12 protein-coding genes and 1 pseudogene are annotated in these 14097 nt (G+C 56.5%); 9 read left to right on the plus strand and 4 right to left on the minus strand.

What is annotated here, in order from left to right:
* The 4 genes from BSP75_RS21905 to xdhC form a co-directional block, all read left to right on the plus strand.
* On the plus strand, positions 1–196 hold a 196-nt coding region (locus BSP75_RS21905), incomplete at its 5' end, for a hypothetical protein (protein WP_216219150.1).
* A gap of 248 nt (positions 197–444) precedes the next feature.
* On the plus strand, positions 445–2763 hold the full coding sequence (gene xdhA, locus BSP75_RS06925) for a xanthine dehydrogenase molybdenum-binding subunit XdhA (RefSeq protein ID WP_075112690.1): 2319 nt from the start codon (positions 445–447) through the stop codon (positions 2761–2763).
* Positions 2756–3634, plus strand: a complete 879-nt coding sequence (gene xdhB, locus BSP75_RS06930; protein ID WP_075112691.1) for a xanthine dehydrogenase FAD-binding subunit XdhB — start codon at positions 2756–2758, stop codon at positions 3632–3634. Before xdhA ends, xdhB begins: the two co-directional genes overlap by 8 nt.
* Complete coding sequence (gene xdhC / locus BSP75_RS06935; protein WP_075112692.1) at positions 3631–4116, plus strand: xanthine dehydrogenase iron sulfur-binding subunit XdhC; 486 nt, start codon at positions 3631–3633, stop codon at positions 4114–4116. The genes xdhB and xdhC overlap by 4 nt, the downstream gene beginning before the upstream one ends.
* A gap of 108 nt (positions 4117–4224) precedes the next feature.
* Here the strand turns inward: xdhC and BSP75_RS06940 are convergent, their stop codons facing one another.
* On the minus strand, positions 4225–4764 hold the full coding sequence (locus BSP75_RS06940) for a glycine zipper 2TM domain-containing protein (protein ID WP_042062616.1): 540 nt from the start codon (positions 4762–4764) through the stop codon (positions 4225–4227).
* Between the two features lie 503 nt (positions 4765–5267).
* On the opposite strand from BSP75_RS06940, the gene BSP75_RS06945 reads away from it, so the two are divergent.
* On the plus strand, positions 5268–5456 hold the full coding sequence (locus BSP75_RS06945; protein ID WP_040069812.1) for a hypothetical protein: 189 nt from the start codon (positions 5268–5270) through the stop codon (positions 5454–5456).
* Between the two features lie 81 nt (positions 5457–5537).
* On the opposite strand, the gene BSP75_RS06950 is transcribed toward BSP75_RS06945, so the two are convergent.
* A complete protein-coding gene (locus BSP75_RS06950) occupies positions 5538–7064 on the minus strand; it encodes a YfcC family protein (protein ID WP_075112693.1) in 1527 nt (508 codons plus the stop codon).
* A gap of 667 nt (positions 7065–7731) precedes the next feature.
* Between BSP75_RS06950 and BSP75_RS06955 the strand changes: the two genes are divergently transcribed.
* A complete protein-coding gene (locus tag BSP75_RS06955; RefSeq protein ID WP_075112694.1) occupies positions 7732–9354 on the plus strand; it encodes an acyl-CoA synthetase in 1623 nt (540 codons plus the stop codon).
* Between the two features lie 94 nt (positions 9355–9448).
* Here BSP75_RS06955 and BSP75_RS06960 read toward each other — a convergent pair whose 3' ends face one another.
* A complete protein-coding gene (locus BSP75_RS06960; RefSeq protein ID WP_075112695.1) occupies positions 9449–10738 on the minus strand; it encodes a sensor domain-containing diguanylate cyclase in 1290 nt (429 codons plus the stop codon).
* A gap of 359 nt (positions 10739–11097) precedes the next feature.
* On the opposite strand from BSP75_RS06960, the gene BSP75_RS06965 reads away from it, so the two are divergent.
* On the plus strand, positions 11098–11964 hold the full coding sequence (locus BSP75_RS06965) for a P-loop NTPase fold protein (protein WP_253186616.1): 867 nt from the start codon (positions 11098–11100) through the stop codon (positions 11962–11964).
* 41 nt (positions 11965–12005) lie between these two features.
* Here BSP75_RS06965 and BSP75_RS06970 read toward each other — a convergent pair.
* Positions 12006–12341, minus strand: a pseudogene (locus BSP75_RS06970) (IS1595 family transposase); the annotation flags it as partial.
* A 126-nt stretch (positions 12342–12467) separates the two neighbouring features.
* Between BSP75_RS06970 and BSP75_RS06975 the strand changes: the two are divergent.
* The gene (locus tag BSP75_RS06975; protein ID WP_216219155.1) at positions 12468–12800 is read left to right on the plus strand and encodes a hypothetical protein; all 333 of its coding nucleotides are present in this window, start codon (positions 12468–12470) and stop codon (positions 12798–12800) included.
* Positions 12797–14044, plus strand: coding sequence for an N-6 DNA methylase (locus tag BSP75_RS06980; RefSeq protein WP_148140639.1), 1248 nt, complete (start codon positions 12797–12799; stop codon positions 14042–14044). The genes BSP75_RS06975 and BSP75_RS06980 overlap by 4 nt, the downstream gene beginning before the upstream one ends.
* Positions 14045–14097 lie beyond the last annotated feature (53 nt).

Below are 14097 nucleotides of genomic sequence, written 5' to 3' on the forward strand. Positions count from 1 at the left end.
TGGGGTATCCATGATGGTAGACCTCAAGGTGATGGCCTACTTCAAGATTAGCCTTTCAACACGTAATTGGGACATAGCCATTTTTATGCCTGCGTTTTTTATATCTGCTTATGTCTGCGGCGCTCAGCCCGCCCACGCAGGCATTGCGCTTCGGCCGTCTCCGCAGTTGGGTAGTGTCATCGCGATACCATTTTGATAAATCCCCCTACCAGATTGATAGGGGCTCGCCCTTATTGTCCTCGCCATGCCGCTTTTTTCACCGCCGATGCGCCCTATGTGCTCAGGGGCAGCGCTTGGCTTATCGCTGCGGGCCAACAAAAGCGGGTTAGATGGGATCCCCTTCACACTTCTCCCCATTGTCCTGACGATGGCGGGAAACAGGCGCATATCTTGCTGTTTTTTATACCGGTTTCAAATTTTTCCCTTCGAAAAAAGGACTTGCATATGTCCATAGGATTACCGCTCAAGCGGGTGGATGCCGAGGCCAAGGTGACCGGCAGCGCCCGCTATACCGATGACAACATCATGCTCGGGATGCGCCACGCCAAGTATGTGCGAAGCTCCATCGCCCACGGCAAGGTGCTCGGCATCGACGCGACCGAGGCGCTGGCCCTGCACGGGGTCGAAGCCGTATTTACCCATGAAGATGTGCCCACCACCTGTTTTCGCACCGCCGGCCACGCCTGGTCTCTCGATGAGGCGAAACGGGATGTGAAAGACCGCCGTCTGCTCACCGACCATGTGCGCCATTTCGGCGATGGAGTCGCCATCGTGGTGGCGCGCGATCCGCTGGTGGCCGAAAAAGCGGCCGCGCTGGTCAAGGTGACCTACGAGCCGTTGCCGGTGATGACAGATGCCGAGAGCGCGTTGGCCGACGGTGCCTATCCCATTCACCAGAGCGGCAATTTGCTGCGCCAAAGCCAGCTTCGCGCCAATGACCCGGAGCAGGCCATTGCGGCGGCAGATCTGCAGTTTCAGGCACACTACCGGACGCCGGTGGTGCAGCACTGCCATCTGGAGACGGTGACCTGCTATGCCTACATGGATCAGCCGGACCACATCATCGTCGTCAGCAGCACCCAGATCCCCCAGATAGTGCGCAGCCGGGTGGCCAAATCCCTCGGCCTGCCCTGGTCCAGCGTGCGGGTGATCAAGCCCTATATGGGCGGCGGTTTTGGTAACAAGCAGGATGTGCTGGAAGAGCCGATGGCGGCGTTTTTGAGCTACAAGCTCGGCGGCGTGCCGGTCAAGGTGACCCTGAGTCGGGAAGAGTGCTTCTTCGCCTCCCGCACCCGCCATGGCTTTGCCATCGACGGCAAGATGGGCCTCAACCGCGACGGCACCCTCAAGGGCTATCAGCTCGACGTGCTCTCCAACACCGGCGGCTATGCCTCTCATGGTCACTCCATCGCCAGTGCCGGTGGCAACAAGATCAGCTACCTCTATCCGCGCAGCGCCTTCGGTTATGACGCCAAGACTTTCTACAGCAACCTGCCCACCGCTGGTGCCATGCGTGGTTACGGTGCGCCGCAGGTGATTTTTGCCCTCGAGTGCATGCTGGATGATGCCTGCGCCGAACTGGGGCTGGATCCGCTTGATGTGCGGATCGCCAACGTGGCGCGAGAAGGGGATGTCAATCAGGTCAACCAGAAGACCATCTATAGCGCCGGACTGCCGGACTGCCTGCTGCGTGGTCGCGAGATGTTCGAGTGGGATCGGCTCAAGGCCGAGTGTCTGGGGCAGGATCCGGCGAGCCGGGTGCGGCGTGGCATCGGGGTAGCGTGCTTTAGCTACGGCTCCAATACCTATCCGGTGGGGGTCGAAATTGCCGGTGCCCGTATGCTGCTCAACCAGGATGGCACCGTCAATCTGCAGATCGGTGCCACCGAGATAGGGCAGGGGTCGGATACCGTCTTTGCTCAGATGGCGGCCCAGACCCTGGGGATCCCGTTTGAGCAGATCCGGGTCATTTCGACCCAGGATACCGACATCACCGCCTACGATCCGGGCTCGTTCGCCTCGCGCCAGAGCTATGTGGCGGCCCCCGCCATCCATCAGGCGGCGCTGCAACTGCGGGCTCGCATTCTGTCGCTGGCAGCCCAGCTCTGCCATCAGGATGTGGGATCCCTGACCCTGATCGACGGCTATGTGGTGCTGGCCGGTGCGCCGGACAAGGTGCTGATCAGCGTCGCCGAGGTGTCAATCAATGCCTATTACCACCTCACCATCGGCGGCCAGATCACTGCCGAGGTCTCCCACAAGACCACCACCAACCCGCCGAGTTTCGGCTGTACCTTTGTCGATCTCAGCGTCGATATCGATCTCTGCAAGGTGACCATCAATCGCATCATCAACCTGCACGATGCAGGCAAGATCCTCAATCCGCAGCTGGCAGAGGGGCAGGTGCACGGTGGCATGGGGATGGGGATCGGCTGGTCGCTGTTTGAGGAGATGATCATCGACGCCAAGACCGGCGTGGTACGCAACCCCAACCTGCTCGACTACAAGTTCCCCACCATGCTGGACTTGCCTGAACTCGAATGTGACTTCGTGCAGACCTATGAGCCCCAGTCGGTCTATGGCCACAAATCACTGGGGGAACCGCCCATTATCTCGCCGGGCCCCGCCATCCGTAACGCCATTCGCATGGCGACCGGGGTGGCCATCAACGAGCTGCCCATCACCCCGAAAACCCTGTTTCGGGAGTTTGTCGCGGCGGGTTTGATTGGCGAGGGAGCAGGGGAGGAGCAACACCATGTTTGATATTGCCCGTTACTACAAGGCGCACAGCGTGGCCGAGGCGGTCGCCCTGCGTCAGGCCGACCCCGAGGCGCGCCTGCTGGCCGGTGGCACCGATGTGATGATCCAGCTGCATCACCTCAACGCCGCCTATCGCCATATCATCGATATTCACGACTTGCCCGAACTCAAAGGGGTAAGCGAGTTGCTTGATGGGTCGATCCGTATCGGCTCCGGCACCACCTTTACCGAGATCATCGAAAACGAGCTGGTGCAGCGCCGCCTGCCGATGCTGGCCGAGGCGGCCGCCACCATCGCGGGGCCGCAGATCCGCAACGTCGCCACCTATGGCGGCAACATCTGCAACGGTGCCACCAGTGCCGACTCGGCAGCGCCTACCGTCGCGCTGGAAGCCGAGCTGGAGATCGCCGGGCCAGACGGCACACGCCGCATTCCCATCGCCGGATTTCACACCGGCCCCGGCAAGGTGGCACTGCAACCGGCGGAAATCCTGGTGGCGTTTCACTTTGCCCCGGACTCGCACCCCCATGTGGGCTCCCACTACTTCAAGTACGCCATGCGGGGTGCCATGGACATCGCCACCATCGGTTGCGCCGCCTACTGCCAGATTGAGGATGGCCATTTCAAGCTCTTGCGGCTTGCTTACGGCGTGGCGGCACCGACGCCGGTGCGCACGCCTCACGCGGAAGCGGCGGCCGAGGGGCAACCGCTAACTCGCGCCACACTAGCCGCGATTGCCGAGGCTGTGGTAGCCGATGTGGCGCCGCGATCCTCCTGGCGGGCAGAGAAGGAGTTTCGCCTGCACCTTATCAAAACCCTGGCGCAGCGGGTGGTCGCCTGCGCAGTCGAACGTGCCGGAGGCAAGATCCTATGATGCAACCGCAAAGCTGTCCTGCAGTGGAGATCCAGTGCGAGATCAACGGCAAACCATACTCCTATGCTGTGTCGCCCACCATGTCGCTGCTCCACTTCCTGCGCGGGCAGGGGCTTATCAGCGTGAAAGAGGGGTGCAGTGTAGGTGAGTGCGGCGCCTGTACCGTGCGGGTGAATGGCACGGCTATCGACAGCTGCCTCTATCTGGCGGTCTGGGCCGATGGCAAATCCATTCGCACCGTGGAGGGAGAGCGGCAGGGCAACGAGCTTTCCGACGTGCAGCAGGCCTTCATCGATGAGGGGGCGGTGCAGTGCGGTTTTTGCACCCCGGGTCTCGTGATGGCGAGCGCCGCCCTGCTCGACAAGACCGAGCGCCGCCCCTTGACCGATGCGGAGATCCGCCGCGGGCTGTCGGGCAATCTCTGCCGCTGCACCGGTTATCAGAACGTGGTGCGGGCGGTGAAAAAGTGCTGCAAGGGGTAGCAGACTGAGCGCAAGTGCCGTTGTGTAAAAAAAGGAAATCAAGCCGCCCCAAAAACACAGGCCCGCCTCGAAAGAGGCGGGCCTGCTGCTGACTGGCGCCAGGAGACATCACACTTTTGGCTGGTCGATCACCAGTTTGCCATCCTTGACCGGAATGGTGGCGCCGGGGGCTTGCTTCATACGGATCACCCCCTCTTGACCTGCGAGGCGATAGGTCACGTCATAACCGATGGTGTTGACGCTGCTATCCTGCACGGTTTTGCAGCGCTGCTCGGTGGTGGTGTAGGTATCCCCCGCCTGCATATTGCCCTGCACCTGATTACCGGCATAACCCCCCGCAACAGCTCCGGCTGCGGTGGCCACCTTCTTGCCGCTGCCGCCGCCAAACTGGTGGCCGACCACGCCACCCAGCGCCGCGCCGACCACGGTGCCGAGGATCTTGTGCTCATCCTGTACCGGTTTGCGGTGGGTCACGGTGACGTTGCGACACTCCTGTCGGGGGGTCTTGATGGTCTCGGTGATCGGTTTGCTGGCGATCACCTCGGCAAAGGTGGGCTGCGGCGTAAAGAGGGAGCCGCTGGCCGCGGCCGAGAGCGCCAGGGCCGAGGCGATGCCAATACCGATACCTGCCATCATGGATCTGTTCATTTTATGGTTCTCCTGCATACCCATACGGGCTGTTCCAATCTGGCGCCATCTTGTCATAACCGGTTGGCCGGACAAGGCGAGGGGGGCGGCTCTGCGACAACTGCTGGCAAGGTCGAAAAATAGCCACCCAGAAAAAGTGTCTGGCTTTGGCGACAACGCACTGAAAGTGACCAGTTTCCGGCGCATGGCGGGCTCTGTCGGTGCGACAAGGAGCAATTCGAGTCGCATTTTGCAATGACATTCGCGTGCAGAAGGCAAGAGCGGCAAAATGCTGACGACTGTTGGTCAGGTATTTGCCATGAAAGCGGATATCTGTGGTCCGGGATCGGCGCCAACTGGTTGATAAATGGCTATAGCCCCCTTGAGCAGATGCCGATAAGAGATTACGGCAAGCATTTTGCTTTGATTAAGTGGCAGGCAAGGGTGAACGGGTCGGCAGACAACCGCGTAAGACCTGAAATGAAGATGTTCACCCGAGGTCACCGGATCAATGAGGGGGAGATATGTCAATGTTACCCAGCTGGATCACCCCGGCCATCCAGGCCAACATCATCACGGCGCAGCAGGCCGAGCGTCTGCTCTCATCCCTCTACCGGCCCCTGGCCGAGCAGGGAGAGGAACTTCCCGCGGATATCGCCGACATCAGCCTCAAACTCTACTGTTTCCGCCAGCAGGGGCGGGTACGCCACTAAGGCTGAATAAAAACACCCCGCGCCAGGCACGGGGTGTTGTCACTGATTTATCACATATGTATCACAGCGTCCGCTGACTCATCAGGCCATCATCACTTGCGCCACCAGCATCAGGGCGCCAAATCCCAACACAAAGCCCACCATGGGCAGCACGAACTTGACCCACTTGTTGAACTGGATGCCGAGCATCTGCAGAGTGACCAGCACCAGTCCGGTGGGGGCCAGGAACAGCATGGCGTATTGCCCCCAGTTGTAGGCCGACACCACGATATAGCGCGGGATCATCACGGTATCCGCCAGCGGCGCCATGATGGGCATGGAGAGCACCGCCAGCCCCGACGAGGAGGGCACAACCAGCCCCAAGAGGGTGAACACCAGCATCTGCGCCACTGCGAACACGGCGCCGTGCATGCCGGAGACCAGATCGGAGGCGTAGGCCAGAATGGTGTCCGAGATCATCCCCTGATCCAGCACCAGATTCACTCCCCGTGCCAGCCCGATGATAAGCGAGACCGCCACCAGCTCCGACGCCCCCTGGGTGAAGGCCTCGACCGCCTCTTTCTCTTTGAGGCCCGAGATAAAAATGATGATGATAGCGATGGTCAGGAAGGAGGCCGCCATCTGCGGGAACCACCAACCCGCCATGGAGACGCCCCACACCATTAGCGGGAAGGCGAGGATAAACAGGGTCAGAATGATCTTGCGGCGCAGGGTGAAGGGCACCCCTTCGTCCATAGAGCCCTCTTTGAGAAAACGGGCGCGAAAGCTCTCTCTGTCCTCATAGGTGTAGGAGAAGGCCGGGTTGGCCTTGATCTTCTTGCAGTACCAGTAGAGATAACCGATCACCACCAGAGTACCCACCAGACAGCCAACGGCGCGAAAGATCAGTCCCTCGGTAAAGGGAATGCCGGCGGCATTGGAGGCGATCACCACCGAAAAGGGATTGATGGTGGAGAAGGTGGTGCCCATGGAGGCGGCGAGGAAGATGGCCCCCACGCAGACGATGGAGTCATAGCCGAGCGCCAGAAAGATGGGCACCAGTATGGGGTAGAAGGCGACCGCCTCTTCCTCCAGTCCGCAGGTGGTGCCTCCCAGCGCCATCACCAAGCAGACCAGCGCCACAAACAGGAACTCGTTGCCCCGGGTCTTGTGTGAGAGGGCGACCAGCCCTGCACTGAAGGCACCGGTCTTGTTGATGACGCCGATCAGCCCCCCCAGCACCAGAATGAAGACGATAATATCCGCCCCCTCGATGGTGCCCTTGACCATGCTGACCGCCACGTCACCGAGCCCCTTGGGTGCCTGCTCCAACCGGGCATAGGTGCCGGGAATGGCGATGGGTTTGCGGATGGTGCCATTGGTAAATTGCTCCACTGCAATATTGATATTGAGTTTTGCCAAGGCATCCTGAGTGGCGGGTATGCGGCTAATGTCACCCTGTGGGCTATTGACCATCAGGCTTTCACTGGCCGGATTATAAGAGAGCTTGGCATAGGCGCCCGCCGGAATTATCCAGGTCAGCGCGATGGCCAGCAACATAATAAGAAACAGAATGGTAAACGCAGTGGGGAATTGTCTGCGTGGCTTGGTATTCGGCACGGCACACATAAAATGCTCCTTGATAAAGCAGGTTTGGGCTCGGCGGAATATCGGGTCGATAGGGTTTCTGCGTCATACATCTCGAATACGCAAATTCACTGTGGATTGCGTAGTGATTGGCGAGAAATCTGGCCTGATATTGAACATCCGGTAGATTGTTTCACGCTGTAACCGTAACCCGTGTGCGGCTGGATGAACATGGCGCAGTGCTCGCTTTATGGGATGGCTCACAGAATATATTTGTCGCAAGTTTTATTGCTGGTATTAAATGAGCCACATTATGCAATAACTATTTCATTTTACGGTCAACGTGACTTGCCTTAAATAAAAATCATGAAAATAGTGTGCTTCGAGATGAATGAAATGTCAGATAAGGCGTTTTTGATTCAATAATATTCAGGCATCGTCAGTTTTCGCTATTCTCCAAAAATAGCGCGTGAAAAAATTGGCACGCTTTCCCGTAATGAAATATTTGTTTGCAACGAAGTGCGGGGGCCCGTTTGACGGGAGGCCGCCCCCTCTCTAAGACGTTTTGCTAATACCTGCCGCCACAGGCGCACTGTTAGGCTGTCATCCCCATAAGAGACCAGCGACGGGCAGGATGCCCATGTCGCTTGCTGAGCTCTGAATGATCCCGGAGCAGCCCGTTGTGTGCCACCTGTGAGGAAGGAACCCGATGACAGTGCAGAACATCTATGAGCGTGACCTTGCCAAAACCGCCGCCAATTTCGAGGCCTTGACCCCCATCAGCTTTCTGGGGCGGGCGGAGCGGGTCTATCCCGACTATCCGGCGCTGATCCACGGCTCGCTGCGCCAGAGCTGGGGCGAGACCGCCCGCCGTTGTCGCCAGTTTGCCTCGGCCCTGCGGCTGCGCGGTATCGGGGAGGGGGATACCGTCTCCATCGTTGCGCCCAATATTCCGGCGATGTTTGAAGCGCACTTCGGGGTACCCATGAGCGGCGCCGTGCTCAACACCATCAATACCCGGCTCGATGCCGAGTCGATGGCCTTTATCTTCCAGCATGCCCAGAGCAAGGTGGTGCTGGTGGACAGGGAGTTCGGCCCTGTGGTGCGCAAGGCGCAGGATCTGCTGGAGAGCCAACCGCTGGTCATCGCCATCGACGATCCCCTCTACCGGGAGGGGGCGCTTGTCAGTGACCTCGACTATGAACAGTTTCTTGCCCAAGGGAACGGGGATGAGCTCGGCTGGCTGCCAGAGGATGAGTGGCAGGCCATCTCCCTTAACTACACCTCCGGCACCACCGGCAATCCCAAGGGGGTGGTCTATCACCATCGCGGTGCCCACCTCAACGCCATCAACAATGTGCTCTCCTGGGAGCTGCCCAAACACCCCGTCTATCTCTGGACGCTGCCGATGTTTCACTGCAACGGCTGGTGCTTCCCCTGGACGCTGGCGGCCACTGCCGGGGTGAGCGTCTGCCTGCGCCATGTGCAGGCTGCCGCCATTTATAACGCGCTGCTCGATCACAAGGTGAGCCACTTCTGCGCGGCCCCCATCGTGCTTAATATGCTCAACAACGCCGATCCGGCGCTCAAGCGGGGGCTGGCTCACCCCATCAAGGTGATGACCGCCGGGGCTGCGCCACCCGCCACCGTGATTGCCGGGATGGAGGCGATGGGGATCGCCGTGACCCACGTCTACGGTCTGACCGAAACCTATGGCCCCTGCGTGTTGTGCGAACCGCAAAGAAGCTGGCAAGGACAGGATGCCACCACGCTCTCTCGCCTCAAGGCGCGCCAGGGCGTTGCGTCGCCCCTGCAGGGGGAGATGCGGGTCATCAATCCGGTCAGCGGTGAGCCGGTGGCCAAAGATGGCAAAACCATGGGGGAGATAGTGCTGCGCGGCAATGTGGTGATGAAGGGTTATCTGAAAAATCCCGCGGCCAGCGTCGAGGCGATGGCGGAGGGGTGGTTTCGAAGCGGCGATCTGGCGGTATGGCACCCGGATGGGTATGTGGAGATCAAGGACAGATCCAAGGACATCATCATCTCCGGCGGCGAGAATATCTCCAGTCTGGAGGTGGAAGATGTGCTCTATCGCCATCCCGATGTGGACGAAGCGGCGGTGATCGCCATGCCCGATGAGACGTGGGGGGAGGTGCCCTGCGCCTTCGTGAAACTGAAAGAGGGGCGAGAGACCACCCAGGCCGAGCTGATTGCCTTTTGCCGCGAGCAGATGGCCCACTTCAAGGCCCCCAAGCGCATCATCTTCACCCCGCTGCCGAAGACCTCGACCGGCAAGGTGCAGAAGTTTGTGTTGCGCAAACAGCTGGGATAGCGCTCAACAAGCTCCGTGACAGCGCCAGCGTGGCCCATCAATGTGAGGGAGAACAACAGGAGAATGGAGGGTCGCAGGCCCTCCCGTCGTTTGGCTAGCCTGCCTTGCAGGCAACGCAATTGCGGCCAGTCTGTTTGGCCTGATAGAGCAGCTGATCGGCGCGGGCGTAGAGGCTCTCCATCAGCTCCCCCTCACTATTTTCCACCAGACCGGCGCTGATGGTCATGATGAGCACATCGCCATCTGGCAAGGGGAGCGGACTTTGCATCACTTGCTGGCGCAACCGTTCGGCCAGACAGGTTGCCGCTGACAGCGTGGTATTGGGCAACAAGATGGCAAATTCGTCGCCGCCGATCCGGGCCAGCACATCCTCGCTGCGCAGCACCGACAGCATCACCTTGCCCAGATGGACCAGCGCCTGATCCCCTAGCGGGTGACCGTAGCGATCATTGATGCACTTGAACTGATCCACATCCAGCACCATCAGCACCGAGCTGAGGTGGTGGCGGATGTTCAGGCTCAGGTTCTTCTCGCACATTTCGAAGAAGAAACGGCGGTTGTAGAGGCCGGTAAGGCCATCGCGCACCGACTGCTGGTGGAGTTGCTCCTTGAGCTGGTGCAGTTCGGTAATGTCAGAGGAGATGCCGATCAGGGTCGGGGTGCCATCGGCCAGCAAAAAGGGCACCTTGACCGACCAGTAGTAGTGCTGATTACCCTCGCTATCGGTCAGCGTCTCTTCCCCGGCTTGCAGCTCACCGGTTTCGAAGACCCGGTTGTCCAGCCGCCACAGCTGGCACGCGCTGGCCGCCGGGATCACCTCGTCATCGCGCCGGTTGATGATCTGCTCGGCAGGCAGACCGAGCAGGCCACACACCTTCTGATTGACGTAGAGAAAGTGGTGCAGGCTGTCTTTCATATAGATATGGGCATCGACGTTGGCGAGGACTATCTCCAGCAACTTGTGCTGTTCTGCCAAGCGCGTCTCGATCAGCTTGTGCTCGGTGATATCGGTGGAGATGCCACACAGGCCGATCAGCGTACCATCCCTGTCATACATGGGCTTCTTTACGGTCCAGTAGACTCGTTTCTCACCTGTGGGTTTGAGATAGTTGACCTCTTCCCGGGCGATGGCGATCTGCTGATCCAGCACCTGTCGATCGTTTTGCTGAATGGCGTTGGATTCCTCAAAGGAAAAAAAAGACGTGTCATCCTGGCCTTGCAGCTCATCGAGAGTACAGCCAAAGAGATCCAGCACAGCCTGATTGGCATAGGTGTAACGGCCATCCAGATCCTTGGTAAAGAGGTAAGCGCCCATCTCGTTAAAGACGGACCTGAGGTGATCCAGCTCATGCTGCAATCGGGTAGAGAAGGGTTCATCCTTCATGGGGCTGGCCATCCTTGGTCATTGTTCCGGGTCGGTTGTATACGGGGCCAATACTGTATCAACTGCTTTAAATTAAGCACTGATCCTCACATATTTCGCGATTATTTCCGCAGCTTCTGCGCCATGTCACACGGTTGTCATCGCTGGTGAGGTCAAAAGAAATCAGCTGAGTCCGTGGCTATTCTGATCTCCCTTCCCCTTATATCGGCCCGGCATCGTGGGCCATCAGCAGAGAAGTTGACCGGCACTCAAATACACCAGCCCGAGCGGCACAAAGGGCAACAAACAGGTCTTTAATCAAACTGTTTTCACTGTGTCCCTGATATCATCCCTTGCAACGCAACATGGGGAGGTAGGAGATGGCAGTGGCACCGTTTAATTGGGATGACGCAGTTCAGTGGGACGGGCCGGGGGCCATTGATGGAGTGGTGGAGGAGTTGGCCGGTGATCGGCTGGAGCGCGCCCGCTATGCCGAATTTCTGACCAACTACCTCGCCGCCGAAGGCAAGCAGCGCAACTATGTGCTTAACCTCAATGCCGAGTGGGGTGCAGGGAAAACCTGGTTTATCAAGCGCTGGTATATGGAGCTGAAAGCGCACTATCCCACCGTCTATATCGATGCCTGGCAGCAGGACTTTTCCGATGATCCCTTATTGACGGTTATTTCATCGATCATTGAACAGTTGAAAGAAGAAGCGGGTAGTCGACAGCTTTCCCCCTATCTATCGACCAAATTGGCATCATTGTTAAAAGCAACTGCGCCGATAGTGACCAAGGCTCTGTTTAAAAAAGTCTCTGGTATCAATATCGATGAAGTACAGGAGGTCATTACGGCTGATGATGCGGGGAAACTGGTTGAATCACTTTTTCAAGACACCCGTAAAAAGACAGAAGCAGTACAGTTGCTCAAACACGAAATACAGCAGTGGGTAGAGGCGATTATTGGCAAGAAAAAGAAACAGGTACCCGCATTTATCCTGATTGATGAACTGGATCGCTGTCGCCCATCTTATGCTGTAGAAATGCTGGAAACCATTAAGCATATTTTCGATATTCCCGGGGTGGTATTTGTACTGGCAACAGATACTGAGCAGTTACAGCATGCCATAAAGGTAATATATGGCGAAGGATTTCATGCATCTGCTTATCTAAGGAAAGTGCGAACAAGTATCCCACGAACAAAAAATGAAAATTTTAGTCATTTAATATCAATGGGTTACCAGTAAATGCTCTCGTGCCATATGACTTATTCGCACCTTCCCTTCCCTAAATCACGGGACATCTGCAAGGCAGACAAGCCTTTCACTGCGTTGGTGAAAATGGCAATTGCAGCGAGATACACCTTTAATGGCAGCTTGTGAAACGCAAAGATTGTGCCGCTTGTCACAGAAAACGTATGTTTGCAGTCTTTGCAGCGCCACTGATTGCGGGTGCGGATAAAGTAATGGACGTCCACCACGCCACAACAAGGACAGGTCACAGTTCCGGTATCACCCCAGCGTAAGCTTTTAAACAGTGAAAACGCTTCATCATCTGACATAGCGAACACTTTACGCACAGACAGGCTTCGGGCTTTTGCTGAGAGAAGGAAATGTTGTTTCATTTTGCGCTCAAAATGTCATGTGGTGATGACTTTATTTTATTCATCTCTACATGACATTTCAAGGCGTGCGATGACGATTTTCACAAAATAATTAGTAATGCAGTAATTACAACCATTAATTATTGCATGAATAACATTCGCCATTTATACTCCGAAGCTATGAACTATGAAGAACTCCTCAGAAATATCGGGAAATCCGGCTTAACTATCCGTGATTTTGCTGAACTTTTAGGCATGAACCGCGTGTCTATCTCTAATCTTGCAAAAAAAGAAGAAGTACCTGTGCATCTTGGGATCATTGCCGCCCTTATGGGGGAAATGGCCGAGCATGGGGTAGATTTCCGTCCAGTGATCGCAAAAATGAATATTAAGCCAAGACCAGCGAAGGGTATTGCTGCCAAAGGCGTATTTGGCGGAATGCAAAGTAAATCGATATCAGTAGTTGACGGTGACAAATGAGCCAAAATATAGTTTCTGACAGCACAGCACAGCATGATGCCTTCAATCACATCTCTGTAAAGCGAAATCGGCCCTGGAAAGGTGAAGAAGAAGTACGGATTGCATGGGTGACAGCATTGGAAGCTGCATTAGGGCTTCACTTTGATGCTGAACGTGCCAAAAAAGATTGCAGTTACAACAACGTTATTATTGAATTCAAAGCCCCTGGTTACTTCAAGTCCTCCAAAAGCAGCGCCAAGTTCAAAGAAGCTACCGATGATCGTTTACTGCCCTATATCAAGCGAGAAGCTGTAAAAGTAGGTATTCCCCCAGAAGACTTTATCGGGATAGCAATTGATGGCGAACACATTTGTTTTGCTCAAGTCCGTGACGATGCCATTGAAACTCAGCATTTAATCCCTTTTTCAGAATATGCGGTTGGCTTGGTGATGCAGGCCATTCGTTCGGAAACTCGACGGGCCGTGTCGATTGATAACTTATTGTCTGACTTCGGCCACGGCTCACGCAACGCACAATCGTTGATGCAGGCAATGGCTAATGCGCTGGCCGATGAACTGGCGGTTGTGGGTAACACCAAAATCAAAATGTTATTTGAAGAATGGAGAACGCTTTACGGACAAGTTGCCGATATGTCCGTGCTGCAAGCTGACGCCATAAGCCGAGAAATGGGCTTTACGTGGCAGGGGCAGCCAGAGCAGGCTATGTCAGGGCGGCTTTTCATCATTCACTCCTACAACTCGCTACTTATAAAGTTGCTGGCCGCTGAAATAGTCTCAGCACATGGCCTGTCCTCCATACAGCAACCTGCACAAGAAATGGCAGCTTTGTTAGATGACGCTGCGTTGCTAGACTCCCTGGCACAGAACATCGAACGCGCAGGTATATTTACACAGGCAGGGATCAACGGTTTTGTAGAGGAAGCTATTTTTAGCTGGTACTTGGATGTTGCACGGAACAAAGTTCACGCACCGTTTATTGTTCCCGCACTTCGCGGCATTTTGTCCGCACTATCACTGTACCGGACGGACAAGTTAAGTCATACCCGTGACGTTTTGCGTGATCTCTATCAAGGCTTGGTTCCTGGTAAACTGCGTCAAAGCCTAGGTGAGTTCTATACACCAGATTGGCTGGTTGATTTTGCGGTTGAAAACGCACAGAACGGTACGTGGCTGAATAAGCGGGTACTTGATCCAACCTGTGGCTCTGGCGCATTTTTGTTAGGGAAGGTGCGAACAAGTCCCTGATGTGAGATCATGAGTCCCACTTGGCATCAGGGATAAGGTTCAGCATGAGTCAC

It is taken from the genome of Aeromonas sp. YN13HZO-058, assembly GCF_001921245.1.
GTDB lineage: Bacteria > Pseudomonadota > Gammaproteobacteria > Enterobacterales > Aeromonadaceae > Aeromonas > Aeromonas allosaccharophila.

Bases quoted from the DNA above. Each gene is read 5' to 3' on its own strand.
- BSP75_RS06955 (WP_075112694.1), top strand. From the start codon at position 7,732: ATGACAGTGCAGAACATCTATGAGCGTGACCTTGCCAAAACCGCCGCC.
- BSP75_RS06960 (WP_075112695.1), bottom strand. From the start codon at position 10,738: ATGAAGGATGAACCCTTCTCTACCCGATTGCAGCATGAGCTGGATCAC.
- BSP75_RS06950 (WP_075112693.1), bottom strand. From the start codon at position 7,064: ATGTGTGCCGTGCCGAATACCAAGCCACGCAGACAATTCCCCACTGCG.
- xdhA (WP_075112690.1), top strand. From the start codon at position 445: ATGTCCATAGGATTACCGCTCAAGCGGGTGGATGCCGAGGCCAAGGTG.
- xdhB (WP_075112691.1), top strand. From the start codon at position 2,756: ATGTTTGATATTGCCCGTTACTACAAGGCGCACAGCGTGGCCGAGGCG.
- xdhC (WP_075112692.1), top strand. From the start codon at position 3,631: ATGATGCAACCGCAAAGCTGTCCTGCAGTGGAGATCCAGTGCGAGATC.
- BSP75_RS06975 (WP_216219155.1), top strand. From the start codon at position 12,468: ATGAATAACATTCGCCATTTATACTCCGAAGCTATGAACTATGAAGAA.
- BSP75_RS06945 (WP_040069812.1), top strand. From the start codon at position 5,268: ATGTCAATGTTACCCAGCTGGATCACCCCGGCCATCCAGGCCAACATC.
- BSP75_RS06965 (WP_253186616.1), top strand. From the start codon at position 11,098: ATGGCAGTGGCACCGTTTAATTGGGATGACGCAGTTCAGTGGGACGGG.
- BSP75_RS06940 (WP_042062616.1), bottom strand. From the start codon at position 4,764: ATGAACAGATCCATGATGGCAGGTATCGGTATTGGCATCGCCTCGGCC.
- BSP75_RS06980 (WP_148140639.1), top strand. From the start codon at position 12,797: ATGAGCCAAAATATAGTTTCTGACAGCACAGCACAGCATGATGCCTTC.